Genomic DNA, 24126 nt, shown 5'->3' on the forward strand with positions numbered 1-24126 from the left:
CTCGGCGAACGGCCCCTGGGCGCCTCGCGCCTCGGCCTTCGGCCGCTGAAACCAATCGGACCCCTGAAACCACCCGGACCCTGGACCCACCGGACTCCCGGGAACGACGCACGAGAGGGAACCCTGATGCGGGACGCGTACCACGAGGAACTGGACTCGATCGGCGACGGGCTGGTCGAGATGGCCCGGCTGGTCGGGTCGGCGATCGGGCGCGCCACGACGGCCATCCTCGACGCCGACCTGAAGCTGGCCGAGAACGTGATCGAGGCCGACCAGAAGGTCGACGACCTCCACCACGACCTGGAGGCGCGGGCCATAGCCCTGCTGGCCCGCCAGCAGCCGGTGGCGACGGATCTGCGGATCGTCGTGACCTCGCTGCGGATGTCCGCCGACCTGGAGCGCTCCGGCGACCTGGCCCAGCACGTGGCGAAGCTGGCCCGGCTGCGCTTCCCCGAGCGCGCGGTCCCGCACGACCTGCACGCGACCATCCTGGAGATGGGCCAGCTCGCCCAGCGGCTGATGGCGAAGGCGGCGGAGGTGCTGGTCACCAAGGACGTCGACCTGGCGCTCCAGCTGGAGCAGGACGACGACGCGATGGACCTGCTGCACCGCACGCTCTTCCAGCACCTGATGGACGACCGCTGGAAGCACGGCATCGAGACCGCCGTCGACGTGACCCTGCTCGGCCGCTACTACGAGCGGTTCGCCGACCACGCGGTCGCGGTCGCCAAGCGGGTGGTGTTCCTGGTGACCGGTGAGCACGCGGACGAGCTCCAGCAGGAGTTGCAGACGGAGATCCAGCCGGCGGCGGGGGCGGAGGGCGCCTGAGCCGGCCGGGGTGGGGCGGGCGGCGCTTGACCTGGCCGGCGGCGGGGGCGGGCGTCTGACCCGGCCGGCGGTCAGGGCGAGGGCGCCTGACCGGGGCGTCGGGGTGAGGCGGGGCGCGTACGAGCCACAGTGCGCCGTTGATGCGCCCAGGGGACCGGGCGTGCAATGGGCTCAGGCTCCAGCCTTGAGGAGGGACCATGGCCGATTCCCCCAGCACTCCGGGTACGACGCCCGACCCCACGCGGGAACGCGGGACCGAGCAGCCGGCGGAGATCAGGAACCTGACACTGATCGGCGCCTGCGGCTGCGGATCGGGCTGCGGCTGCGGCTGCCAGTCGGGCAGCCCGTGCCAGTGCGGGTGACCACACGTCCGTCACGAAGGGCCTCCGGCGTGCTGCCGGGGGCCCTTCGGCGCAGCATGGAAGGGGGTGGCAGGCCCTCTCCACGGAAGGGGTGGCAGGGCTCCCCCCGGGAAGGAGGTGGAGGCCATGCCCGAGTTCATGGACGTCCACCACAACATGAAGGGCATCACCGAGGACCAGCTCCGCGAGGCGCACCAGGCCGACCTCGCCGTCGAGCAGGACGAGCGGGTCCACTTCAAGCAGGCGTGGGCCGATCCCGAGTCCGGAGTCGTCTACTGCCTCTCCGAGGCGCCGTCGGCCGAAGCGGTCCAGCGCGTCCACGAGCGGGCCGGGCACCGGGCGGACGAGGTGCACGCGGTGCCGCTGAGGGTGTAGCCCGGGAGTACGGACGTACGGAGGCAGGGGAGTACGGACGTACGGGGCCCAGGGTTTCGTACAACCATTCGGCTGCCGCGCAGGTCGTAGAGCGCGTCCGAGCAACCAGCAGGCCGCTCACAGCACGCTCTCGGCCCCCTCGACACCGGAGGACCATGCGCGCCAGACGTACCGCCCTCACCGCTGCCGCGGCTCTCGTGGCAGCGGTCTGCACACCGCTCCTCGTGGCCCCCGCGGCCTCGGCGGCCCCCGCCAAGCTGTCGGACGACTTCAACGGCGACGGCTACCGCGACCTCGTCATGCTGGGCGGCGAGCACGGCAAGGACGGCCGGGTCACCGTCGTCTACGGCACGTCCTCCGGCCCGGGCACCCGCGTCCAGGTCCTGCACCAGGACTCGCCGGGCATCCCGGGCGCGGTGGAGACGGACGACGGCTGGGGAACCGCCGCGACCACGGCCGACCTCGACCGGGACGGCTACGCGGACCTGGTCGTGTCGTCCCCCTACGAGGACGCCGGCGACGTACAGATACGCGGCGGGCTCACCGTCGTCTGGGGCGGCACGAAGGGCCTCGGGCCGGGCACGGTCCTCAACTCGCCGATCCCCCCGCAGAACGAGCACTCGGGTGACGTGTTCGGGCAGGACGTGGTGACCGGCGACTTCGACGGCGACGGCGACGCGGACCTCGCCGTGACCAGCAACAGCACGGCGGGCGTGGTCCTGCTGAAGGGCCCCTTCACCCGCACCGGCGGCAAGAGCGGCTGGGACTCGCTGGGCGGCGGCTACGGCTACCTGGCGCCCGACAACCTGGTCGCGGGCAAGGTCACCCCCGACGCCGCCACCGACCTGTACATCCTCGGCAGGGACCTCGTGCGCTCCGGCGACCTGGACCTGCGGGCCTACTTCCACCGCGGCGGCAGCGCCTTCACCCAGCGCGCGGCCGAGCTGCGGGTGCCCGACGACGGCGGCCACCAGGGCGGCGACATCCTCGCCGTCGGCGACTTCGACAAGGACTCCTACGGCGACCTGGCCATCGGCCGCGGTTACGAGGCCGGGGACGGCGAGCGCGGCTACGTCACCGTGCAGTACGGCGGCGCGCACGGCCCCGACACAGCCCGCAAGCAGGCCAGGTTCACCCAGAACACCACCGGCGTGCCCGGCTCCTCCGAGAACGAGGACTACTTCGGCTCCGCCATCGCCGCCGGTGACGTCAACGGCGACGGCTACGCGGACCTCGCCGTCGGCGCCGCCGGCGAGGACCTGGGCGCCAAGCGCAACGCCGGCTCGGTCACCGTCCTCCTCGGTCGCGCGGGCGGCCTGTCCGGCACCGGCGCCAAGTCCTACTCGCAGGACACCTCCGGCGTCACCGGCACCCCCGAGACCGACGACCTGTTCGGCGCCAGCCTGAAGTTCGCGGACTACACCCGCGACGGCCGCGCCGACCTGGCCGTCAGCACCAACGAACAGCTCGGCTACGAGGACCGCTGGGGCCTCGTCCACTTCCTCAAGGGCTCCGGCACGGGACTCACGACGACGGGCGCGAAGGCGTACTCGGTGACGTCGCTGAAGCTGCCGTACGACCGGCTGGGCGGACCGTTCGCGCGCTGAGCACATCGGCGGGGCCGCTCACAACGCGCGCCACCGCGACCGAGGACGGCTACCGGCGCTGGTACTTCACCGGGACCTCCACCACTCCGGCGGTGAAGGCGGCGGGCGACTTCGTGGACGTGCGGTAGCACGCCACCGGGAGCGGCGGGCACGTCCCGCCCGCGTCGCTCAACGAGGCCGAGGCAGGAGGGTGAAGTGTCCGGCGAAGAGTCCACCGAGCACCGCGTGTTGCTCTGCGACGATCCGTCCCACGAAGTGGTGCTCGTCGACTGCGGGTCCCGCGAGAGGGACGTGATCCTCGCCGTGCGGAAGGTGACCGGGCTGAGCTTGTGGGACTGCCGGGCGCTGGTGCGCCGCGCGCCCGTCACGCTCTGCCAGAAGCTGTCCGCGTACAGGGCGCAGTCCGCTGTCGCCGTGCTCCGCCGTGCCGGTGCCGCAGCGGAGTGGCGACAGGAGGCGGAGCCCGGAGGGTGCGCGGCCCTGGCGCCCTAGCACCGGAGTGCGAAGAAGCCCCCTCCCGGCGGGGAACCCGCGGGCAGGGGGCTTCCTCAGGGGGCTTACTTCTTCTTGCCCTGGTTCTTCACGGCCTCGATCGCCGCGGCCGCCGCCTCCGGGTCGAGGTAGGTGCCGCCGGGGTTGACCGGCTTGAACTCGGCGTCGAGTTCGTAGGAGAGGGGGATGCCCGTGGGGATGTTCAGGCCCGCGATGTCGGCGTCGGAGATGCCGTCGAGGTGCTTGACCAGGGCGCGCAGCGAGTTGCCGTGGGCGGCGATCAGGACGACGCGGCCGGTGAGGAGGTCGGGGACGATCGAGTCGAACCAGTACGGGAGCATCCGGTTGACGACGTCCTTCAGGCACTCCGTCTGCGGGCGCAGCTCCGGCGGGAGGGTCGCGTAGCGCGGGTCGGAGAACTGGGAGTACTCGGCGTCGCGGTCCAGCGGCGGCGGCGGGGTGTCGTAGGAGCGGCGCCACAGCATGAACTGCTCCTCGCCGAACTCGGCGAGGGTCTGGGCCTTGTCCTTGCCCTGGAGCGCGCCGTAGTGCCGCTCGTTCAGGCGCCAGGAGCGGTGGACCGGGATCCACAGGCGGTCCGCGGCCTCCAGCGCGAGCTGCGCGGTGCGGATGGCGCGCTTCTGGAGGGACGTGTGGACGACGTCGGGCAGCAGGCCGGCGTCCTTCAGCAGCTCGCCGCCGCGCGTCGCCTCCTTCTCGCCCTTCGCGGTCAGGTTGACGTCCACCCAGCCGGTGAACAGGTTCTTCTCGTTCCACTCGCTCTCGCCGTGGCGGAGGAGGATCAGCTTGTACGGTGCGTCGGCCATGGCTTCGAGCCTACCTAAGGGGTATGGGGGCTGCGGGCCACGCTCCCCCGCCGGCGGCGACGCCCTCGTTACCGGCCGGTGAACTCTTCCACAACCTTTCCTCACATTCGTCTGTCTCCTTAACGCAGGACTTGTGCAGGGGGAGCAGAAGAGGAGCACAGAACGTGACCGTGCGTTCCTTTGCGCGGCGGATGCGACCGCGAGTAGAGCGGAAGGCCGCCGAGCGGGTGTGGCAGCTGCGGACGATGCGGCGGCGGCGGAAGGCCGCGGTCACCGATCCGGTGCTGCGGCCGGTCGCGGTGCGCGGCCAGCGGCTGTACGGGCGGGTGGTGTCGCGGTTCACCGCCGCGGAGGCGGCCGCCGGCAACCTGGAGATCGTGATCTCGGCGCTGGAGCAGGCGGGGGTGCCGTACTTCCTGGTGCCGACCTCGCGGACGCGGCACATCGTCGGTGTCGCCGCCGCCGACCGGGAGCGGTTCCTCGCCGCGCTGGAGGCGCGCAACGCGGGCAAGGCGGTGTTCATCGGGCGGCCGCTGCCCGGCGGGCAGCTGAAGCATCCGGCGATGTTCATGGACGGGGTGCTGCCCGCGCCGCTGCGCTCCGCCCCGGTGCTGCGCATCGGCGAGAACCACCTCGGGCCCGCCGGGCAGCTGCTGGCCGGCCCCGAGCTGGCCTGTGACGTGGAGTTCTGGGAGGACGGCGGTGAGCTGCTGGAGTCCGAGGACGGGCCCCGGCGGCTGGCCAAGGTGCAGCCGCAGGCGTCCGAGGACGTCTTCCGCGACTCGATCGTCGCGCCCCGCAACAACGGGCTGACGGATGTCCTGCCCGCCGCGGAGCGGCAGCCCGCCACCGTGCGGGTCGGCGACCGCGAGCTGCCGACCTTCGCGCCGTTCACCGTGCCGACCGTGAACCGGGTGACGTTCCCGGTCGACGTGGTCTACACGTGGGTGGACGGCGAGGAGCCGCGGATGCGGGCGAAGCGGGCCCGCTACCAGGAGCGCGGGACGGCCGAGATCCTGGACAAGGAGACCAACGCCTCCCGCTACACCAGCCACGACGAGCTGAAGTACTCGCTGCGCTCACTGGCGATGTACGCCGACTTCGTGCGGCACATCTACCTCGTCACCGACGGGCAGCGCCCGCACTGGCTGGACGACCGGGCCGAGGGGATCACCGTCGTCGATCACCGGGACATCTTCCCCGAGGACGTACTGCCGGTCTTCAACTCGCACGCCATCGAGACCCGGCTGCACCACATCCCGGGCCTGTCCGAGCACTACCTCTACTTCAACGACGACGTCTTCGTCGGCCGCCGCGTCACCCCGGAGCACTTCTTCTACGGCAGCGGCCTGATGAAGATCCCGGTCTCCCCGCTGAAGATCGGCGTCGGCAAGCCGCACGGCGAGGAGACCGCCACCAACTCCGCCAGCAAGAACGTCCGCCGGCTGCTGCTGGAGAAGTTCGGGCGGATGACGACGAACAACTTCATGCACACCCCGCTGCCGCAGCAGCGCGGCGCGCTGCGGGCGCTGGAGGAGCTGTTCCCCGCGGACATCGCCCGCACCACGGCGTCCCGGTTCCGCTCGCCGACGGACATCGCCATGACGGCTCCGCTGCTCTACCAGTACGCGCTGATGACGGGCCGCGGCGTGCCCGGGAAGTTCTCCTTCCGGTACGTGAACATCAGCCGCCCGGACGCCGCCCGGCGCCTGGCCGACCTGCGCCGCAACCGCCGCTTCGACTTCTTCTGCCTCAACGACGTCGACGTGCCGCCGGAGGAGCGGGAGCAGGTCAGCATCCGGATGCACGAGTTCCTGGAGGACTACTTCCCGTTCCCCAGCCCGTACGAGAAGCAGCCCGGGCAGCTGCCGGAGGAGCCGTCCGAGCAGCTGCCGGGCAAGCCGTCCGAGTGGCGGTCCGGGGCGCGGCCCGGCACCGCCGAGCCCCGGGTCTGACGAGGGGCGCGGCCATGGACCTCCGACACCGTCTCGCGCCGCCCCGGAGCCTGCGGGCCGCCCGGGACCTGCTGCTGCGCCACCGGCTCCGGCTGTGGGCCTGGCTGCGGGCCGTGCTGTGGGCGCTGCGCGCGGCGCCGGCCCGCCGCCGGCTGCGGGCCGCCGTGCCCGGCCTGCGCCGGGTCGCCCGCGGTCCGGTGCGGCTGTACGGCCGTACGGTCACCGCGTACGCCGCCGCCGACGCCGCCGCGGCCGACCTGGAGCAGGTGTGCGCGGTGCTGGACGCGGCCGGCGTGCCGTACTTCCTCGTCCCGGGCGAGCCCGGCGCCGGCGGGGCGCGGCAGGTGGTCGGCGTCGCCGAGGAGCACCGCGCGACGGTGCTCGCGCAGGCCGCGCGCCACTTCGCCGGCACCGCCGGGTTCGTCGGCGCGGTCGGCGTGGACGGCGCCGTGACCACGGCGGTGCTGTGGGCCGACGGGAGGCTGCCGCGGGCCGTGCGCGGGGCGGCGGTGCTGCGTACCGGTGTGCTGCGGCTGGGGCCGTGCGGGCAGGTGCTCGGCGGTCTGGACACGGGCTGCGACATCGAGTTCTGGCGGCACGGCAGGGACGTGGGGAAGGACCCCGCGTATCTGACCGTGCCGGGCGACCGGCTGCCGGACGTGTTCGGCAGCGCGCTCGTGGCGCCGCGGCCCAACCCCGTCTCGGAGGTGCTGCCGGTGGCGGCGCAGCGGCCGGCCGAGGCACCGGTGGCCGTGGCGGGCCGGCGGCGCCGTCCGGTGCCGACCTTCGCGCCGTTCGCGGAGCCGGGCATCGACGAGGTGTGCTTCCCGGTCGACGCCGTCTACACCTGGGTCGACGGCGACGACCCGGCGCTGGCCGCCAAGCGCCGTGCCCACCAGGCGCTCGCGGACACCGCCATCGCGCCGCGCGAGACGGGCGCCTCCCGCTACACCAGCCATGACGAACTGCGGTACGCGCTGCGCTCGCTGGAGATGTACGCCGGGTTCGTCCGGCACGTGTACCTGGTGACCGACGCGCAGCTGCCCGCCTGGCTGGATCCGGCGGCCACGGGCCTGACCGTGGTGGACCACCGGGACATCCTCCCGGCGGACGCGCTGCCCGTGTTCAACTCGCACGCGATAGAGAGCCGGCTGCACCACATACCCGGCCTGTCGGAGCACTACCTGTACTTCAACGACGACGTCTTCATCAACCGCCCGGTGCGGGCCGAGCACTTCTTCCACGGCAACGGCATCGCCCGCATCCCGCTGTCGCCGCTGAAGCTGGGCGTCGGCGACCCGCATCCGCTGGAGCCGGCGCCGAACTCCGCGGGCAAGAACACCCGTGAGGTGATCCGGCGCTTCCACGGCCGCCAGATCCGGCACAAGTCGCTGCACACCCCGCATCCGCAACTGCTGCGGGTGATGCGGGAGATGGAGGACCTGGGCATCGAGGAGCTGCGGCGCACGGCGTACTCCCGGTTCCGCTCCACGGCCGACGTCGCCCCCGCCTCCACGCTCCACCACCACTGGGCGATCGCGACCGGCCGGGGGGTACCGGCCGAGTACCGCTTCCGTTACGTCCAGCTCGGCAGCCCGGACATGCGGCGGCGGCTGGCCCGGCTCGCGGCCGGGGAGGACGTCGACTTCTTCTGTCTGAACGACGTGGACACCGCCCCGGCGGAGCGGGCGGCGGCGCAGGCGGCCATCCGCGCCTTCCTGGAGCGGAAGTATCCGTTCCCCAGCCGCTGGGAGCGGGCGGCGCGCGTCGTCCCGCAGTCCTCACGTTTGACGCTTCCCGTTAATTGAGTGGCGTCCATGACAACCCTGCTCGTAAGGTGTGGCCGCTGTCTGAGCCGCTTACCGCTGTGGGGGATCCGCGATGTCGTCAGCCGCCGTGAGACGAGCCGTCCGGGAAACCGTCTCCGGTCTCCCCCGCGAGTTCTGGTGGCTGTGGACCAGCACCCTGGTGAACCGCCTCGGCGCCTTCGTGGCCACCTTCCTGGCCCTCTACCTCACCCTCGACCGCGGCTACTCCGCCACCTACGCCGGACTGGTCGCCGCCCTGCACGGCCTCGGCGGGGTCATCTCCTCGCTCGGCGCGGGCGTGATGACCGACCGGCTCGGCCGGCGCCCCACCCTGCTGATCGCGCAGGCGTCGACCGCGCTGTCCGTGGCCCTGCTCGGCTTCGTGCGCGACCCCGTCGCCATCGCCGCCGTCGCGTTCCTGGTCGGCATGGCCTCCAACGCGTCCCGGCCCGCCGTGCAGGCGATGATGGCCGACATCGTGCGGCCCGAGGACCGGGTGCGGGCCTTCTCCCTCAACTACTGGGCGATCAACCTCGGGTTCGCCGTCTCCTCCATGGCCGCCGGGTTCATCGCCGAGACCAGCTATCTCGCCGGCTTCCTCATCGAGGCCGCGATGACGATGGCCTGCGCGATCCTCGTCTTCGTCAAGCTGCCGGAGTCCCGCCCGGAGCGCACCGCCGCCCAGAAGGCCGAGCCCGAGACCGGCCTGGGCACCGTGCTGCGCGACGGCCGGTTCATGAGCGTCGTCGGCCTGTCGTTCCTCGTCGCGCTGATCTTCCAGCAGGGCTCGGTGGGGCTGCCGGTGGCGATGGGCGAGGCCGGGTTCACGCCCGCCGAGTACGGCATGGCGATCGCCGTGAACGGGGTCCTCATCGTCGCCCTGCAGATCCCCGTCACCCGCTTCATCCAGCACCGCGACCCGCGCCGCCTGCTGATCGTCTCCTCCGTGCTCGCCGGATACGGCTTCGGCCTCACCGCCTTCGCCGGATCGGTCGCCGTGATCGCCCTGACCGTCTGCGTGTGGACCCTCGCCGAGATCGTCAACGCGCCCACCCAGACCGGGATCGTCGTACGGCTCTCACCCGTGCACGGCCGCGGCCGCTACCAGGGCATGTACACCATGTCGTGGTCCGTCGCCGCGCTGGTGGCGCCCCTGATGTCCGGGTACGTCATCGACCGGTACGGCGCGGAGTGGCTGTGGGGGATGTGCGCGGTCGTGGGCACGGTGGCGGGACTCGGGTACGGACTGCTGATGCGGCGGCTGCCGGAGGAGGAGCCGGCGAGCGGGACGGCGGTCGAGACGACCGGCGGGACGGCGGTCGAGACGACCGGCGGGACGGCGGGCGGGACAGAGATCGGGACGGCGGTCGAGACGGTTCCCAAAGCAGCGCCGGGCCCGGTGGCCCCGACCGTCCCGCAAGCCCTCGACGAGATCGGCGGAACCCGCCCCTCCCCCAGTTCCGCCGGATAGCGTCACCGCCATGGACGAGACAGAGGACACGCGGCAGACACGGAAGACGGAGCGGATACCGGGGGCCGCACGGGCCCAGGGTCGGATGGGGCGCCTCTCGGCCGCCGTCGCGGGGGCGGCGGTCCTGGTGACGCTGAGCGTGGGGGTCGCGCTCGCGGCGGGCTCGCAGGACGACCCGTATCCCGCCGCGTCCTCCACCTCGACCGAGCCCCCGTCCGAGGAGACGCCCGTGCCGCCGGACAGCGGCGGCACCACCGACGGCGGCACCAGCGACGGCGGTACGAGCGAAGGCGGCACCGGAGGCTGGGACCCGAGCCCCGCCCCCAGCCCCACCGCGGCACCGAGCGACCCGCCGGTCACCGACGCGCCCACCGCGTCGCCCGGCCCCACCGACCCGGGCGACCCCGGCGGCCCCTCCGCACCGGCCGGCCTCGCCGAGCTGAACCGGCGTATCGAGGAACTCGACAAGAAGGTCGACCAGTTGCCCACGAAGAAGGAACTGGCCGACGCGCTGCGCGCCTTCGCCGACGAACTCGACAAGGAGGAGTGAGGAAGGGGCAGGGCTAGGCGGTGCCCTGGTCCCCGCCGCCCTGGTCCTCGCCGCGCCGGGTGAGGTGGGCGAAGGCGTCCAGGTTGCGCGTGGACTCCCCGCGGGAGACCCGCCACTCGTACTCGCGGCGGATGGCGCTCGCGAAGCCCAGCTCCAGGAGGGTGTTGAAGGCGCCGTCGGCCGCCTCCAGGACCTGGCCGAGGAGGCGGTCGACCTCGTCGGGGGTGACCGCGGCCAGCGGGAGCTTGCCGGTGACGTAGATGTCGCCGAGCGGGTCGATGGCGTAACTCACGCCGTACAGCTTGAGGTTGCGCTCCAGGAGCCAGCGGTGGACGCCGGGCTCGTTCTCGTCGGGCCGGCGGATGACGAACGCGTTCAGGGACAGGGAGTGCCTGCCGACGATCAGGGAGACGGTCGTCGAGAGCTTGCGCGTGCCGGGGAGTTTGACCACGTAGTGACCGGGCTCGGGGCCCTCCCACTCCAGCTCGGCGTCCTTCAGCACGCCCTCGATGGTCTGCGCGGCCTGTCGCTGTGCTGCACCCGTGGAGTCACCCATGGGCCGAGCGTACGCGACGGCGGTGGGCGTGCAGGGCGGCCGTGTAGACCTCCGCGGTGGCGGCTGCGGAGGCCTCCCAGCCGAAGGCGCGGGCGTGGGCGGCGGCGGCCGCGCCCATCCGGTCCGACAGGGTGGGGTCGGCGGCGAAGTCGTACAGCACGCGCGCGTAGGCGGCCGGGTCGTGGCCCTGGACGAGGACTCCCGTACGGCCGTCGCGCACGGCCACGGGCAGGCCGCCGACCGCCGCCGCCAGCACCGGCGTACCGGACGCCTGGGCCTCTATGGCGACCAGGCCGAAGGACTCGCTGTAGGACGGCATGACCAGCACCGACGCGGCGCGGAACCAGTCGGCGAGGTGATCCTGGCCGACGGGCGGGCGGAAGCGGACGACGTCCGCGATGCCGAGGCGCGCGGCGAGTTTCTGCAAGCCCTCCGGCTTGGCGAGGCCGCTGCCGCTGGGGCCGCCGACGACCGGCACGAGGATGCGGGAGCGCAGCTCGGGGTGCTCGTCGAGGAGGACGGCGACCGCGCGGAGCAGGACGTCCGGCGCCTTCAGGGGCTGGATGCGGCCCGCGAACAGGGGGATCAGGGCGTCCTGGGGCAGGCCGAGGCGGGCGCGGGCGGCGGCGCGGCCGTCGGCCGGGCGGAAGCGGTCCAAATTGACGCCGGGGTGGACGACGGCGACCTTCGCGGGGTCGGCGGCGTAGTGCCGGACGAGTTCGCCGGCCTCTTCGTCGGTGTTGGCGATCAGCCGGTCGGCGGCGGCGACGATCTGGGTCTCGCCGATGACGCGGGCGGCCGGCTCAGGGGTGTCGCCGTCGGCCAGGTTGGCGTTCTTGACCTTGGCCATGGTGTGCATGGCGTGCACGAGGGGGACGCCCCAGCGCTGGGCGGCGAGCCAGCCGACGTGGCCGGAGAGCCAGTAGTGGGAGTGGACCAGGTCGTAGTGGCCGGGGCGGTGGCCGGCCCAGGCCTGCATCACGCCGTGGGTGAAGGCGCACAGCTGGGCGGGCAGGTCCTCCTTGGCCAGGCCCTCGTAGGGGCCGGCGTCGACGTGCCGGACGAGGACGCCGGGCGCGAGTTCGACGGTGGGCGGGAGGGCGGCGGTGGTGGCCCGCGTGAAGATCTCGACCTCGATGTTGAGCGCGGCGAGGCGCTGGGCCAGCTCCACGATGTACACGTTCATGCCGCCGGCGTCGCCCGTGCCGGGCTGGTGCAGCGGGGAAGTGTGCACCGAGAGCATCGCCACGCGGCGGGGCCTGCGGTGGAGCCGCAGCCGGGGCGGGGTGGCCGGGGAGCGCCGTCCGAGCCTGCCGATGTACTGGCTCACGGGCCGTTCCTCCTCGCTGCGGGCATGCCGGTGGGAGGACGTGCGAGCCCTCCATCAAGGGGCAACACGGGAGCCGGCCACTCCATTTCCACCGCACCCTTCTTTACGCAATCATTACCGTTCCTCGCTCAACCGTTCGAGTGCCCGCTGCGTGCACCTCGGCTCCGCCTACCCTCGTAGGCATGTCATCCCGCACGACGCCCGCTCCCCGCTCCCGGCCGCGCCCGAGCGCGAGGACCGCCGTGGTGGGCACGGTGACGCGCGGGACGACCAACCCCAACCGGCTCCGCCGCATGGACCGCTGGATCGCCGCCACCCACGGCGCCGAGCTGCGCCGCGCCGCCGACCCGGTCGCCGTCGACCTCGGCTACGGGGCCGCCCCCTGGACGGCCGTCGAGCTGCTGCTGCGGCTGCGGGCCGTGGCGCCCCGCACCCGCGTGGTCGGCATCGAGATCGAGCCGGCCCGGGTCGCGGCGGCCAAGCCGTACGAGCGGGCGGGGCTGGACTTCCGGCACGGCGGGTTCGAGGTGCCGGTGCCCCAGCGCCCGCAGCTGATCCGCGCGGCCAACGTGCTGCGCCAGTACGACGAGGCGCAGGTCGCCGGCGTCTGGGAGCGGCTGTGCGCCCGGCTGGCCCCGGCCGACCCGGCCACCGGCGCGCGCGGCGGGCTGCTGGTCGAGGGCACCTGCGACGAGATCGGCCGCCGGCACGTGTGGGTCGCCCTCGGCCCCGAGGGCCCGCGCACGGTCACCTTCGCCACCCGCCTCGGCTCCCTCAACCGCCCCTCGGACCTCGCGGAACGCCTGCCGAAGGCGCTGATCCACCGCAACGTCCCCGGCGAGCCGGTGCACGCCTTCCTCCGCGACTTCGACCGCGCCTGGTCCGCCGCCGCGCCGTACGCCTCCTACGGCGCCCGCCAGCGCTGGATCCGCGCGGTGCGGGACCTGGCGGCGGACTGGCCCGTGACGGACGGCCCGGCGCGCTGGCGGCAGGGCGAAGTGACGGTGCGCTGGGCGGCGTTGGCACCCCTCGGTTGAGGGCGCGGCTGACGGCGCGGCCACCCGCACGCCGCACCGACCGCACCACCGGCCCCACCGACCGCACCACCGGCCCCACCGACCGCACCACCGGCCCCACCGACCGCACCACGGTCCCCACGGGCCGCACCCACCGCACCGGGCGGGCCGGCCCTCCCCCGCGGCCGCCCGGGCCCGGAACGATCTCGCCCGCTCGTTCGTCACAGAGCCGGGGAGTCCGGCACACCGGGCGGCGGGACCCGGGGGGCCGAGTCGCGACGCCCGGACCTCTGTCGTTTTGCGCCACGGCATGGCACGATCCCTCAGGCGAGCCGTAAGTTACTGACGGTAAATCAGTTGGGGGCAGGGGTATGGCAAGGGGCAAGCGCGGCTTAATCTCGGTGGCCGTGACCGTCGTGTGCGCGGTCACCGTACTGGCGGTACCCGGCACGGCGTTCGCCGCCGGCGCACCCGAACCGGCCCCGGCACCCACCCCGTCCGCCTCAGCGTCCGCCTCCGCGTCCCCGGCGGCCGGGACCGACCGGGAACTGGAGGCGGTCCGCGAGAGGCTCGACACGCTCTACCGCGAGGCGGCCTCGGCCACCGACGCCTACAACGCCGCCGAGGAGAAGGCGAAGGAGCAGTCGCGGCAGCTCGCCGAGCTGGCGAAGAAGATCGCCGAGGGCAAGGAGAAGCTCGCCGACCTGAAGGCCCGCGCGGGCGCCGCGGCCCGCGCCCACTACCGCTCGGGCGGCCTCCCGCCCGAGGCCCGGCTCGTCCTCAGCGACGACCCCGGCGCGTTCCTCGACGGCACCGGCCGCGTCCTGCAGGGCCAGCGCGCCACCAAGCACCTGATCGACGAAACCAAGCGCACTCAGCAGGACTTGGAGCAGTACTCCGCGGACGCCGCCTCCCACTGGAAGAAGCTGGAGGCCAACCGCAAGGCCAAGGCCGCCGCCCGCAAGAAGATCGAGAAGCAGATCGCGCAGGCCGAGAAGCTCGAGTCGGAGCTGGAGAAGGAGGAGAAGGAGCGCCTGGCCGAACTCGAGCGCGCGGCGGCCCGCAAGGCGCAGGACGACTGGCTGGGCACCGGCGTCCTCGACGACGCCGACGGCCCGGCCACCACCGCCGGCGAGCAGGCCGTGAAGTACGCCACGGCCCAGATCGGCAAGCCGTACGAATGGGGCGCCGAGGGCCCCGGCTCCTACGACTGCTCCGGCCTGACCTCCCAGGCCTGGGCCAGCGCCGGCCGCGTGATCCCCCGCACCTCCCAGGAGCAGTGGAAGCAGCTGCGGCGCGTCGACGTCACCGACATGCGCCCCGGTGACCTGGTGATCTACTTCGACGACGCCAGCCACGTCGGCCTGTACGTCGGCGACGGCACCATCGTCCACGCTCCCCGCCCCGGCCGCGACATCACCCTCGCGGGGGCCGGCTCGATGCCGATCCTGGGGGTCGTACGACCGGACGCGGGCTGAACCCGTGCCGCGCGGCCCAGTTGGTGACCCGGGCCACGTGACCCACCTAACGCCGGCGCCCCCGCGAAACCGTCCGGCGACGTGACGTTCGTCATCCCGGCAGGTCGGGCGGCGTGTCCAACTGCGGTACGGAACGCGGCATATGACAGTGGCCCGCGGCCGGCCGGCGTGCGCCGCGCCATTCCGCTGCGGCGCCGTCACCCGCTATGGTCCCCGTCGGTGGGTCGAGGTCCCTCGCCCCGCCGTGCCCTCGGGGGGAGGGAAGGAACCCAGGACAATGCCCGTACCCGTACCGCGGCAGAGAGCGATCCCGGCCGTGGAGAGTGGTCAGGCGCCCGCCGCGTCCACCGGCGGCCCCTCCGGAGACTCCGGCACCGGGGCCCCGCGCACGGAAGACCCGGCGCACAACACCTCCAACAGCACCGCCACCGCCCACCACACCCACCTCACCCTGCTGCTGATCGAGGACGACCCCGGCGGCTCGCCGATCGTGCCCGACCTGCTCGACCAGGCCGGGAAGCCCATCCGCGTGCGCACCGCCCGCAACCTCACCGAGGCCGAGCGGCTGCTCACCGACGACGTCCACTGCATCCTGCTGGACCTGGCGCTGCCGGCCCCCGGCCGGGCGGGCGAGACCGACGACGAGCTGGCCGTGCTCCGCCATGTGCTGGAGCTGGCGCCCCGGCACGCCGTGCTCGCCCTCACCGGCTCCGGCGACGCCGAGCGCGGCGCCGAGGCGGTCCGCGTCGGCGCGCAGGACTATCTGTTCCGCGAGGAGCTGGACGGCCGGCTGCTGGGCCGGGCCATCCAGTACGCCGTCGAGCGCAAGCGCTCCGAGTCGGCCGAGCGCCGGCTCGCCGAGGGCCGGCTGCGCGCGCAGGAGAACCGGCGCCTGGAGCGCGGCCTGCTGCCGACGCCGCTGCTGGAGGGCTCCTCGCTGCGGTTCGCCGCGCGCTACCGGCCCGGCCGCTCGCGCGCGCTGCTCGGCGGCGACTTCTACGACGTCGTACGCACCCCCGACGGCACCGTGCACGCCATGATCGGCGACGTCTGCGGGCACGGCCCGGACGAGGCCGCGCTCGGTGTGGAGCTGCGTATCGCCTGGCGGGCGTTGACGCTGGCCGGGCTGTGCGGGGACCAGCTGCTGAACACCCTCCAGCAGGTGCTGGAGCACGAGCGGTCCGACGACGAGATCTTCGCGACCCTGTGCACGGTGGACATCGCGCCCGACGGGCGCCGCGCGGGCCTGTGCCTGGCCGGACACCCGGCGCCGCTGATAGCCCGCCCCGGCCGCGCGCCGCGCCTGCTGCCGTACGACAACAACGGCCCCGCCCTCGGCCTGCTGCCGGGCGCCCGCTGGCCGCGGACGCAGGTGGAGCTGGGCGCCGAGTGGAGCCTGATGCTCTACACCGACGGCCTGATCGAGGGCCGGGTCGGCGAGGGCGGGGAGCGGCTGGGCCAGGACGGCATGGTGGAGATGATCAGCCGCCAGCTGGCCGCCGGCCTCACCGGCGAGGACCTGCTGCGCGCCGCGGTGAACGAGGTCCGCGAACTGAACGGCGGCGAGCTGACGGACGACGTGGCCGTGCTGCTCCTGAACCGGGTGCCGTAGGCCAGGGCGACCGTACGGGACCCGTGAAGCCGAGAGCCGGCGTCGACGGCCGACGGGTCGGGAGCGGCGGCCGACGGGGCGGGGCCGAGTATCGGGGCCGAGAGCTGGGGCAGGCGGCTGACCCGTCGAGGACGAGAGCCGGAGCCGAGTGCCCGGGGTCGAGTGCCGGCGTCGGCGACCGGCGGGGCGAGGACGGTGGCTGACGGGCCGGGGCGCCTGCCCGTGCGGCGGACGATTCCGGTGGCGCGTGCCGGCGCGAGGGCGGGCTCAGCGGCCGCCGTTGTACGGTCCGTACGGGCCGTCGCTGCTGGAGCCACGGTGGCTGCGGCCGCCGCCGGGCAGGCCGCGCAGGGCCGGGCGGACGTCGACCATGTACACGATCGTCGCGATGAGGCCGATGATCGGCAGGAACGACAGGATGCCGAAGATCAGGCTGACCACCAGGGCCAGACCGAGGATGATCAGCCAGAACGGCTTCGTCTGCTTGTCCGCCGCGCGGTAGGCGTCCTCGCGGCGCGTGGCGGCGTCGACCAGCGCGAAGCCGGTGAAAAGGACCAGGGCCAGGTTCAGCAGCCACAGGAACCCAGCGAAACCCTGCATCAGCACAACGTCCACCACCCGACTCGGCTCGTCCCTTACGCGGTCACCGTACCCGCAACCGCCTCCCGGCTACCCGGACAACGGTCCGGGCACCCATCGAGTGCCCGGCCGTCCTCCGGACGCCGTCACTTGGCGGGCGGCGTCGCCTTCTTCGTGGTGTTCTTGCGGGCCGCGGGCGCCTTCGTGGCCGGCTCCTGCCGCCCGGCCGCCGCCCCGGCCGGCTCGGCCTCGACCGCGACCGGCTCGGCCTTCGGCTCCGTCTTGGACTCGGTCTTCGGCTCCGGGTCGGGCTCGACGGCCACGGCCACGTCCTCGATGGCCTCGGCGGCCTCGCCGCGCCAGGTCTTCACGGCCTGCTCGCCGTGCTCGGCGACCTTCTCGTAGGTCTCCCGGGCCTTCACGGCGTACTCGGCGGCGACGCCGACCCCGCGCAGGGCGAGGTCCTGGGCGGTCTCACCGAGCTTCTTCAGGTCGACCTTCTTCAGGTCGGACTCCAGCGCGCCGAACAGCTCGGTGACCTTGGCCTGGATGGTCTCCTGCGTCTCCTTGACGCGGGCGGTGGCCTTCTCCTGGACGGCCTTCGGGTCGGTGTTGCGGACCGCCTCGATCCGGGCCGGGGCCTCCTGGCGCAGCTGTTCCACCAGCTCCGGCACCTTCCTGGCCCGCTGCAGGGCGAGATCGGCGGTACCGGCGGCGAAGTAGAGCGGGGTGGGGTCGGTAAAAGTCTTGCGCAGGTCGTCGGTGATGGCCATGGTGAGGGTCCTCCGGTTCGATGTCGATCACTGTCGATCTGTCGATCGCTGCGATCACTGCCGATCACTGCCGATCGCTGTCGGCTGGGGGTGGCGGTCCGCGGCCGCCGGCCGGTCTCTCCCTGGTCCGGTCAACCGGTCGTCTGCCGCGGACCGGCCTCGCTCGTGCCGGACGGGGGGTCCGTGCCGGGACCGTCCTCCCCGTGCCCGTTCTCCTTGCGGAACGAGTCGTAGACCTGGAGCAGCACCTGCTTCTGCCGCTCGTTGAGCGTGGGATCGGCGAGGATGACCGCCCGCGTCTCGACCTCGTCCCGCTCCCGCTCGGCGTCGAGGATGCCGGCGCGCACATAGAGCGTCTCGGCGGAGATCCGCAGCGCCTTGGCGACCTGCTGCAGCACCTCCGCGCTCGGCTTGCGCAGCCCGCGCTCGATCTGGCTCAGATACGGATTGGACACCCCGGCCGCCTCGGCGAGCTGCCGCAGCGACAGCTGCGCGTTACGCCGCTGCTCGCGCAGGTACTCGCCGAGGTTGCCGACATTGAGCGATGCCATGGCTCCACCATGCCTCCCCTCGCTAACAATTGCAAGCACCCCGCTTGCAAAAGTGCACCCTCGCTCGGTCCCGGGCACGGTGAAACACCAAGCGTTCCCGCCAAGTCGACTCCACCGGGGACCATGAAGCATGCGCCGGGATGACTGGCACCTCACCAGCGACGTCGACGACTTCCTCACCCGAGCCGGGGACTTCCTGCGCTCGCGGCCCGCCCTGCACAACACGCCGCTGACGGACATCGAGAAACTGCGCGGACGCGGCACGGCCGGACCCCACGCCGAAGCCGCCGTCTTCGGCCGACTGGAGCCAGAAGGCGAGGTCCGCGCGATCTTCTCCCTCACTCCGCGCGGCCGCCTGGGCCTCACCGCCCCTCTCCGCCGCGCAGACCGACACGCTCGCCGCCCACCTGGCCGGCCTCCGCCTCTCCCCCTCCCACGTCATCGCGGACCACGACACCGCCGGCGCCTTCGCCCAGTCATGGCAGCGGCACATCGGCGCGGCGCCGGTGCCCTTCCGGCGGACGCACCTCTACCGTCTCGGCACACTCACCCCACCGCAGCCGCGCCCCGAGGGCCAGGCTCGCGTCACGGGCGAGGAGGACCGTGAGCAGGTCGTCCGCTGGTGCCGTGAGTTCTGCGTCGACGTCGGGGAGCAGACCTCCATCGACGTGATCGACGCCGGCTCCTGGGCCGGCTCGCGCTTCGGCGACAGGCACTTCACGTTCTGGGAGACCCCGGGCGGCACCCCCGTCTCCATGGCGGCCGCGACCTCGGTCGTCGGCGGCATGATCCGGGTGGACCCCGTCTACACCCCGGCCCGCCTCCGGGGGCGCGCCTCCGCGGGCGCCGTGACGGCCGAGGTGAGCAGAACCGCGCTGACCGCGGGCGCCACGGACGTCGTCCTGTTCACGGACCCGGCCAACCCCACCAGCAACGCCCTCTACCGGCGCGTCGGATACGTCCACGTCGCCGACTTCGCCGGATACGAGTTCTCCACGGCCCGCAGGTGACGAGATGGCCGGCCACCGGCCGCTTCCCGGCACCGGCCGAGGCCGTGCACGACGGCACGGACGTGGACGCCCGGACATCCTTCGGGACCGGACGCGGGCCGCGACCGCCGCGCGGGCCGGACGGATCGGGCGGGCCGTAACACCCACAAAAAAGTGGGTACTTGGCAGCGCTGGGCGGTCGTAAGAGGCTGTTCGCGGGTGGCCGGGCCGGCCGTGGGCACGGCGGTCAGGACACCTCCGCCAGCCGGTCCAGGCGGCGGTACCCCCAGGCGGCGAGAGGAGCGAGCGCCTCGGACAGTTCACGGCCGAACGCGGTGAGCGAGTACACCGTCTTCGGCGGCAGGACGTCATGCACCTCCCGGTGCACCAGACCGTCCTCCACCATCTCGCGCAGCGCCTGAGTCAGCACCTTCTCGGTGAGGCCCGGCAGCTTCCGGCGCAGTTCGCCGGGGCGGTGCGGTCCCGACTCCAGCAGCCACAGCAGCGCCGTCTTCCACTTGCCGTCGATCACCGCGATCGCGGCGGTCACCCCGCAGACGTTCACGTCCCTGGCCCGGCTGCGCGACATCGTCACCCCATTTGTTCGTTTTGTTGGTTTTTCGGTGTTTTCACTGTTCGCAGTGGTTTCACTGTTCGGTTCTACCGGTCTCACAGGACAGCAGGAGCTTTCCCATGTCTACGAACGTCACGGACCCCGCGTCCGCTTCCGTCACCGTCCTCGGCCTGGGCCCGATGGGCCGCGCCCTGGCCGGCGCCTTCCTGGAGGCGGGCGTACGCACCACCGTCTGGAACCGCACCCCGGGCCGGGACGCCGGCCTGGTGGCGCGCGGGGCGCTGCGGGCCGCGTCCGCCGAGGAGGCGGTCGCGGCGAGCGGGCTCGTCGTCGTCTGCGTCGTCAACTACGACGCCTCCGACGCGATCCTGCGCTCCGACTCCGTCACCGACGCCCTCAAGGGCCGTACGGTCGTGAACCTCAGCGCGGACACCCCGGACCGCGCCCGCGACACCGGCGACTGGGCCGCCCGGCACGGCGTCCGCTACCTGGACGGCGCGATCATGACCCCGACGCCCACCATCGGCACCCCGGACGCCGTCTTCCTCTACAGCGGCCCCGCGGACCTGTACGCGGAGCACCGGCCCGTCCTGGACGTGCTCGGCGGCGCCCACACCCACCTCGGCGAGGACATCGGCCGCGCGGCGGCGTACGACCTCGCACTGCTGGACATCTTCTGGACGGCGATGGGCGGCTGGGCGCACGCGGTGGCCCTGGCCCGCGCCGAGGGCGTCTCCGCGCGGGAGCTGGCCCCGTTCGCCCAGGGCATCGCCGCGATCCTGCCGCCGCTGTTCGAGGAGTTCGCCGGCGACGTGGACAGCGGCACGTACTCGGGCGAGCTGAACCCGATCACCTCCGGCGCCTCCACCATGGCGCACATCGTGCACGCCTCCGAGGCGCACGGCATCGAGGCGAGCGTGATGCGCGCCATCGAGGGACAGGCCCGCCGGGTCATCGGGCTGGGTCACGGCACCGACGGGTTCATGCGGGTCGCGGAGATGCTGGGGCGCACCCGGCGTCCCTGAGTGCCGGACGGCGGGGGCCGACAAGGGACCGGGGCGGTGCGCGCCCGCCCCGGCCTCAATCGCCTTGCCACGCAGGGCAGTCCGCCGATAGCGTCACCGTCATGACTGCCGGGTCGGCCTTGTGCCGTGAGCGAGTCGGGTGCCCGGCCTCTGAGTGAGGCCGCCGCGGGTCCCCCCTGCCCGAGAGGTTCGGAGCAGGTCCAGGGGGCCGCCCCCTTCTCCGTGAACAGACGCGATCAGCGAAAGCCACGGAGTGAGGAAGAGCATTGCCCGACGCCATCGACGACACCGTCCACACCACCATCCACGACTTCAACCAGCAGATCATCGACGAGTTCCGGGCCAACCGGGGCCGTCTGACCGGCATGTTCGAGAACGCCCGGCTGCTCCTGCTGACCACCACCGGCGCCCGCTCGGGCCGGCCGCACACCACCCCCGTCGGCTATCTCCCCGACGGCGGCGAGCGCGTCCTGGTCATCGCCTCGGCGGGCGGCTCGCCCCGCCACCCGGCCTGGTACCACAACCTGCTCGCGCACCCCGAAGTGACCGTCGAGACCGGCGCGTTCACCTATCAGGCGCAGGCGGTGCCGCTGACCGGCGAGGAGCGCGACGAGGCGTTCGCGCGGGCCGTGGAGAGCGATCCGGGCTGGGCGGAGTACCAGGCGAAGACCACCCGGACGATCCCCGTGGTCGCCCTGTACGAGAGCGGGGACGGCGGTCCGGGCACCATCAACGCCGGCTCCCTGAGCGAGGCGATCAAGGTCGTGCACGACGCCTTCCGGCAGGAACTGGTCCTGCTGCGGGCGGAGATGAGCGGCGCCGGTTCCGCCCTCGGAGCCCAGCTCCGCGTCAACTGCCTCACCTTCTGCCACGGGCTGCACAACCACCACACCGGTGAGGACACCGCCCTGTTCCCGTTCCTCGCCGACCGCCACCCCGAGTCCGCCCCCCCGGTGTTCGCGCGGCTGCGCGAGGAGCACGAGCGGATAGCCGCCCTGGTGGCGGAGTTGCGCCGGACGGTGGACGGGACGGCGACGGACCCGGCGGCCGCCCGCGCGGAGGTCGAGCGGCTGACCGTCGAGCTGGAAGCCCACCTGGCCTACGAGGAGGAGCAGCTGATCCCGCTGCTCGCCTGAACCGCCGACGGCCCGCGTCAGGGGATGTCTGGTCAGAACGGCAGCGGGCGGCCGTGCACCACCGTCAGCGCGGACACCGCGCGGGTCAGCACCACGTACAGCCGGTGCGGCCCGCGCTCCTCCGCCTCCGCGATGGCCGCCGGTTCCACGGCGACGACATGGTCGTACTCCAGGCCCTTGACCAGGGACGCGGGCACCACCGCGACCCGGCCGCCCACCGCGTCCGACGTCTCGATCCCGGCCCCCGCCAGCGCCTCGCGCAGCCGGGGCACGTCCGCGTCGGCGGCGACCACGCCCACGGACCCCTCGCCGCCGAGCGCGTCGCGTACGGCCGTGACGACCGCACCGGGCACGTCGTCGGCCGCGCGGACCGTCAGCTCGCCGTCCCGGCGCAGCGAGCGGGGCTCCGGGACGGCCACGTCCAGGCCCCGCAGCAGCCGGTTGGCGAGCCCCAGCACGGCCGCCGGGACGCGGAACCCGGTGGTCAGCGGGGTGACGACGGCCTCCGGCTTGCCCAGGTGGCGCAGCTGGACCGACCAGTCGCGGGCGGCCCACGGGGTGGTGCCCTGGGCCAGGTCGCCGAGGACGGTGAGGGAGCCGTGGACCGAGCGGCGCGCGATGGCGCGGCACTCCATGGGGGAGAGGTCCTGCGCCTCGTCGACCACGATGTGGCCGTACCCCTCGGGGCGCTCGATCAGCCCGGCGATCTCGTCGAGCAGGACCAGGTCGGCGGCCGACCAGCGCGCCGACTTCCAGGAGCGCGGCGGTCGCGGCCACAGCAGCGCCTTGCGCTCATCGGCGTCCAGCAGTCCGCCGGCGGCGCGGGCGAGGGTGCCGGGGTCGGTGAGCAGCGCGGCGAGCACCTCCTCGGGCCGTGCCACCGGCCAGACGGCGTCCAGCCACGCCCCGAGCGGCCGCGCCCGCTCGATCCGCCGCGTCCAGGCGGTGGTGCGCGGCCCGGCGCGCCGCTCGGCCCGCGCGCGCAGCACGGCCACCACCCGCGCGCGGACCCGCTCCCGCCCGACGGCGTACGGCGGCTGCTCGGCGCGTACGTCCGCGACGACCGCCCGCAGTTCGTCGGCGGAGACCCGCCAGCGGTAGGAGCCGTCCGGTACGGCGAGGCCGCCGGCGGACGCGTCGTCGGGTGGCGCGGCGTCGGTGCCGGCGTCGGCGTACGCGTCGGGGTTCACGCGGGCGTACAGCGCCCGGCGCAGCACCTCGGCCATCCGGGCGTCGTGCTTGACGGCGGCGGCCCGGTCGTCGTCGGTCCCGGTGACCGGGTGGCGGGCGATCTCGTCCAGGACGGTGGACTGCCGTACGCCGGTCTCGCCGAGGGCGGGCAGCACCTCGGCGATATAGCGCAGGAAGGTGCGGTTGGGGCCGAGGATCAGCAGTCCGCCGCGCCGGACGCGCTGCGGGTGGGTGTAGAGCAGGTAGGCGGCGCGGTGCAGGCCGACGGCGGTCTTGCCGGTGCCGGGGGCACCCTGGACGCACACCGAGGTGGTGAGTCCGGCGCGGACGAGGTCGTCCTGCTCGGGCTGGATGGTCGCGGCGATGTCCCGCATCGGACCGACGCGGGGGCGTTCGATCTCGCGGGCGACGATCTCGCTCACCCGGTGCCCGCGTACGACGGCCCCTCCCCCGGCGGCCTGCCCCCCGGCGCCGTCTCCCAGGGGTTCGTCCTCCAGGCCGGTCAGGTCGGCGGAGTCGCCGCGGCTGCCGGGTGCCCAGCCGAAGCGGCGGCGGACCGCGACGCCCTGCGGGTCGCGGGCGCTCGCCTGGTAGAAGGCGCGCGAGACGGGGGCGCGCCAGTCGACGACGAGGGGCGGGGCGGTCGGGTGCTCGGTGATCCGCAGGCGGCCGATGTGCAGGGTGCCGTGCGCCGCCTCGGGGGTGAAGTCGAGGCGGCCGAAGAACAGCGGTCCTTCGGGCAGTTCGCGCAGCTCCTTGGCCTGGCTGCGCAGCCGGAAGCCGAGGACTTCGGCGTCGGCGCCGGAGGCGGAGACGTCCTCACCGGTGACGACCTGCTCCTGGGCGCCCTCGATCAGGGCGGCGAGGGCGGCGCGGCAGCGGTCGTGGTGGGCGCGTTCGAGGCGGAGTGCGTGCTGGAGGGCGTCCTGGGCGTGGTCGGGTGACGTCATTCCGACGAGCCTAATGGAATGACGTGACCGAGTTAAATTATTTACCCAGTCACCGAGTCACCGAGTCACTTGGTCAGCAGGTCAGCGGGTC

21 protein-coding genes and 2 pseudogenes are annotated in these 24126 nt (G+C 73.4%); 15 read left to right on the forward strand and 8 right to left on the reverse strand.

Translation table 11 applies throughout. The annotated features are described in order from the left end of the window. Positions 1-126 precede the first annotated feature (126 nt). The 4 genes from phoU to G7Z13_RS16165 all read left to right on the forward strand — a co-directional run bounded on the left by phoU (position 127) and on the right by G7Z13_RS16165 (position 3664). Positions 127-828, forward strand: a complete 702-nt coding sequence (gene phoU, locus G7Z13_RS16150; protein ID WP_166000009.1) for a phosphate signaling complex protein PhoU — start codon at positions 127-129, stop codon at positions 826-828. Between the two features lie 488 nt (positions 829-1316). Next, complete coding sequence (locus tag G7Z13_RS16155) at positions 1317-1565, forward strand: SCO4226 family nickel-binding protein (protein WP_166000011.1); 249 nt, start codon at positions 1317-1319, stop codon at positions 1563-1565. A 155-nt stretch (positions 1566-1720) separates the two neighbouring features. Continuing rightward, positions 1721-3172 carry an FG-GAP and VCBS repeat-containing protein gene (locus G7Z13_RS34110; protein ID WP_166000012.1) on the forward strand — a complete coding sequence of 484 codons (1452 nt, stop codon included), beginning with the start codon at positions 1721-1723 and terminating at the stop codon, positions 3170-3172. 195 nt (positions 3173-3367) lie between these two features. After that, on the forward strand, positions 3368-3664 hold the full coding sequence (locus G7Z13_RS16165; protein WP_166000014.1) for a ribosomal protein L7/L12: 297 nt from the start codon (positions 3368-3370) through the stop codon (positions 3662-3664). A gap of 65 nt (positions 3665-3729) precedes the next feature. Here the strand turns inward: G7Z13_RS16165 and G7Z13_RS16170 are convergent, their stop codons facing one another. Further along, entirely contained in the window at positions 3730-4491 is a 762-nt protein-coding gene (locus G7Z13_RS16170) for a phosphoglyceromutase (protein WP_166000016.1), read from the reverse strand. Between the two features lie 191 nt (positions 4492-4682). Between G7Z13_RS16170 and G7Z13_RS16175 the strand changes: the two genes are divergently transcribed. From G7Z13_RS16175 to G7Z13_RS16190, 4 genes are all read left to right on the forward strand, one after another. Beyond that, complete coding sequence (locus G7Z13_RS16175) at positions 4683-6446, forward strand: stealth family protein (RefSeq protein WP_240926231.1); 1764 nt, start codon at positions 4683-4685, stop codon at positions 6444-6446. A gap of 14 nt (positions 6447-6460) precedes the next feature. After that, complete coding sequence (locus tag G7Z13_RS16180) at positions 6461-8254, forward strand: stealth family protein (protein WP_166000020.1); 1794 nt, start codon at positions 6461-6463, stop codon at positions 8252-8254. Positions 8255-8327: 73 nt separating this feature from the next. Then, a complete protein-coding gene (locus G7Z13_RS16185) occupies positions 8328-9725 on the forward strand; it encodes an MFS transporter (RefSeq protein ID WP_240926232.1) in 1398 nt (465 codons plus the stop codon). Between the two features lie 10 nt (positions 9726-9735). Then, positions 9736-10275: a hypothetical protein gene (locus G7Z13_RS16190; protein ID WP_240926233.1), complete on the forward strand. Its 540-nt coding sequence runs from the start codon at positions 9736-9738 to the stop codon at positions 10273-10275. A gap of 13 nt (positions 10276-10288) precedes the next feature. Here the strand turns inward: G7Z13_RS16190 and G7Z13_RS16195 are convergent, their stop codons facing one another. Further along, positions 10289-10831, reverse strand: a complete 543-nt coding sequence (locus G7Z13_RS16195; protein WP_166000022.1) for a YbjN domain-containing protein — start codon at positions 10829-10831, stop codon at positions 10289-10291. Continuing rightward, on the reverse strand, positions 10824-12161 hold the full coding sequence (gene mshA / locus G7Z13_RS16200; RefSeq protein ID WP_166000024.1) for a D-inositol-3-phosphate glycosyltransferase: 1338 nt from the start codon (positions 12159-12161) through the stop codon (positions 10824-10826). Before mshA ends, G7Z13_RS16195 begins: the two co-directional genes overlap by 8 nt. A gap of 245 nt (positions 12162-12406) precedes the next feature. Here mshA and G7Z13_RS16205 point away from each other — a divergent pair, with 245 nt between their 5' ends. The 3 genes from G7Z13_RS16205 to G7Z13_RS16215 all read left to right on the forward strand — a co-directional run bounded on the left by G7Z13_RS16205 (position 12407) and on the right by G7Z13_RS16215 (position 16267). Continuing rightward, positions 12407-13198, forward strand: a complete 792-nt coding sequence (locus G7Z13_RS16205) for a class I SAM-dependent methyltransferase (protein ID WP_166005002.1) — start codon at positions 12407-12409, stop codon at positions 13196-13198. A 350-nt stretch (positions 13199-13548) separates the two neighbouring features. Continuing rightward, positions 13549-14655 (forward strand): C40 family peptidase, encoded by a 1107-nt coding sequence (locus G7Z13_RS16210; protein WP_166000026.1) that lies wholly within the window; start codon positions 13549-13551, stop codon positions 14653-14655. Positions 14656-14932: 277 nt separating this feature from the next. Then, a complete protein-coding gene (locus G7Z13_RS16215) occupies positions 14933-16267 on the forward strand; it encodes a response regulator (RefSeq protein WP_206313081.1) in 1335 nt (444 codons plus the stop codon). 267 nt (positions 16268-16534) lie between these two features. Here G7Z13_RS16215 and G7Z13_RS16220 read toward each other — a convergent pair whose 3' ends face one another. The 3 genes from G7Z13_RS16220 to G7Z13_RS16230 form a co-directional block, all read right to left on the reverse strand. After that, positions 16535-16867: a DUF2516 family protein gene (locus G7Z13_RS16220; protein WP_166000030.1), complete on the reverse strand. Its 333-nt coding sequence runs from the start codon at positions 16865-16867 to the stop codon at positions 16535-16537. Between the two features lie 125 nt (positions 16868-16992). Continuing rightward, positions 16993-17619: a hypothetical protein gene (locus G7Z13_RS16225; RefSeq protein WP_166000032.1), complete on the reverse strand. Its 627-nt coding sequence runs from the start codon at positions 17617-17619 to the stop codon at positions 16993-16995. A 131-nt stretch (positions 17620-17750) separates the two neighbouring features. Beyond that, complete coding sequence (locus G7Z13_RS16230) at positions 17751-18170, reverse strand: helix-turn-helix transcriptional regulator (protein WP_240926234.1); 420 nt, start codon at positions 18168-18170, stop codon at positions 17751-17753. A 130-nt stretch (positions 18171-18300) separates the two neighbouring features. On the opposite strand from G7Z13_RS16230, the pseudogene G7Z13_RS16235 reads away from it, so the two are divergent. Beyond that, positions 18301-19180 (forward strand): annotated as a pseudogene (locus tag G7Z13_RS16235) (GNAT family N-acetyltransferase). Beyond that, positions 19165-19320: pseudogene (locus G7Z13_RS33695) on the forward strand (TetR/AcrR family transcriptional regulator); the annotation flags it as partial. The pseudogenes G7Z13_RS16235 and G7Z13_RS33695, both read left to right, overlap by 16 nt. A gap of 86 nt (positions 19321-19406) precedes the next feature. Here the strand turns inward: G7Z13_RS33695 and G7Z13_RS16245 are convergent. After that, positions 19407-19748 carry a helix-turn-helix domain-containing protein gene (locus G7Z13_RS16245; RefSeq protein WP_166000034.1) on the reverse strand — a complete coding sequence of 114 codons (342 nt, stop codon included), beginning with the start codon at positions 19746-19748 and terminating at the stop codon, positions 19407-19409. Between the two features lie 104 nt (positions 19749-19852). Between G7Z13_RS16245 and G7Z13_RS16250 the strand changes: the two genes are divergently transcribed. Together G7Z13_RS16250 and G7Z13_RS16255 are read left to right on the forward strand one after the other, a co-directional pair. Continuing rightward, positions 19853-20758, forward strand: coding sequence for an NAD(P)-binding domain-containing protein (locus G7Z13_RS16250; RefSeq protein WP_166000036.1), 906 nt, complete (start codon positions 19853-19855; stop codon positions 20756-20758). Between the two features lie 266 nt (positions 20759-21024). Then, positions 21025-21894: a nitroreductase/quinone reductase family protein gene (locus tag G7Z13_RS16255; protein WP_240926235.1), complete on the forward strand. Its 870-nt coding sequence runs from the start codon at positions 21025-21027 to the stop codon at positions 21892-21894. Positions 21895-21926: 32 nt separating this feature from the next. On the opposite strand, the gene G7Z13_RS16260 is transcribed toward G7Z13_RS16255, so the two are convergent. Beyond that, entirely contained in the window at positions 21927-24035 is a 2109-nt protein-coding gene (locus G7Z13_RS16260) for an AAA family ATPase (protein ID WP_166000038.1), read from the reverse strand. Between the last annotated feature and the right edge of the window lie 91 nt (positions 24036-24126).

It is taken from the genome of Streptomyces sp. JB150, assembly GCF_011193355.1.
In the GTDB taxonomy this organism is placed as follows: Bacteria; Actinomycetota; Actinomycetes; order Streptomycetales; family Streptomycetaceae; genus Streptomyces.

Excerpts from the sequence above, each read along its gene's own strand:
- phoU (WP_166000009.1), top strand. The coding sequence starts at position 127 with ATGCGGGACGCGTACCACGAGGAACTGGACTCGATCGGCGACGGGCTG.
- G7Z13_RS16155 (WP_166000011.1), top strand. The coding sequence starts at position 1,317 with ATGCCCGAGTTCATGGACGTCCACCACAACATGAAGGGCATCACCGAG.
- G7Z13_RS34110 (WP_166000012.1), top strand. The coding sequence starts at position 1,721 with ATGCGCGCCAGACGTACCGCCCTCACCGCTGCCGCGGCTCTCGTGGCA.
- G7Z13_RS16170 (WP_166000016.1), bottom strand. The coding sequence starts at position 4,491 with ATGGCCGACGCACCGTACAAGCTGATCCTCCTCCGCCACGGCGAGAGC.
- G7Z13_RS16175 (WP_240926231.1), top strand. The coding sequence starts at position 4,683 with ATGCGACCGCGAGTAGAGCGGAAGGCCGCCGAGCGGGTGTGGCAGCTG.
- G7Z13_RS16180 (WP_166000020.1), top strand. The coding sequence starts at position 6,461 with ATGGACCTCCGACACCGTCTCGCGCCGCCCCGGAGCCTGCGGGCCGCC.
- G7Z13_RS16185 (WP_240926232.1), top strand. The coding sequence starts at position 8,328 with ATGTCGTCAGCCGCCGTGAGACGAGCCGTCCGGGAAACCGTCTCCGGT.
- G7Z13_RS16190 (WP_240926233.1), top strand. The coding sequence starts at position 9,736 with ATGGACGAGACAGAGGACACGCGGCAGACACGGAAGACGGAGCGGATA.
- G7Z13_RS16195 (WP_166000022.1), bottom strand. The coding sequence starts at position 10,831 with ATGGGTGACTCCACGGGTGCAGCACAGCGACAGGCCGCGCAGACCATC.
- G7Z13_RS16210 (WP_166000026.1), top strand. The coding sequence starts at position 13,549 with ATGGCAAGGGGCAAGCGCGGCTTAATCTCGGTGGCCGTGACCGTCGTG.
- G7Z13_RS16215 (WP_206313081.1), top strand. The coding sequence starts at position 14,933 with ATGCCCGTACCCGTACCGCGGCAGAGAGCGATCCCGGCCGTGGAGAGT.
- G7Z13_RS16220 (WP_166000030.1), bottom strand. The coding sequence starts at position 16,867 with ATGCAGGGTTTCGCTGGGTTCCTGTGGCTGCTGAACCTGGCCCTGGTC.
- G7Z13_RS16225 (WP_166000032.1), bottom strand. The coding sequence starts at position 17,619 with ATGGCCATCACCGACGACCTGCGCAAGACTTTTACCGACCCCACCCCG.
- G7Z13_RS16230 (WP_240926234.1), bottom strand. The coding sequence starts at position 18,170 with ATGGCATCGCTCAATGTCGGCAACCTCGGCGAGTACCTGCGCGAGCAG.
- G7Z13_RS16245 (WP_166000034.1), bottom strand. The coding sequence starts at position 19,748 with ATGTCGCGCAGCCGGGCCAGGGACGTGAACGTCTGCGGGGTGACCGCC.
- G7Z13_RS16250 (WP_166000036.1), top strand. The coding sequence starts at position 19,853 with ATGTCTACGAACGTCACGGACCCCGCGTCCGCTTCCGTCACCGTCCTC.
- G7Z13_RS16260 (WP_166000038.1), bottom strand. The coding sequence starts at position 24,035 with ATGACGTCACCCGACCACGCCCAGGACGCCCTCCAGCACGCACTCCGC.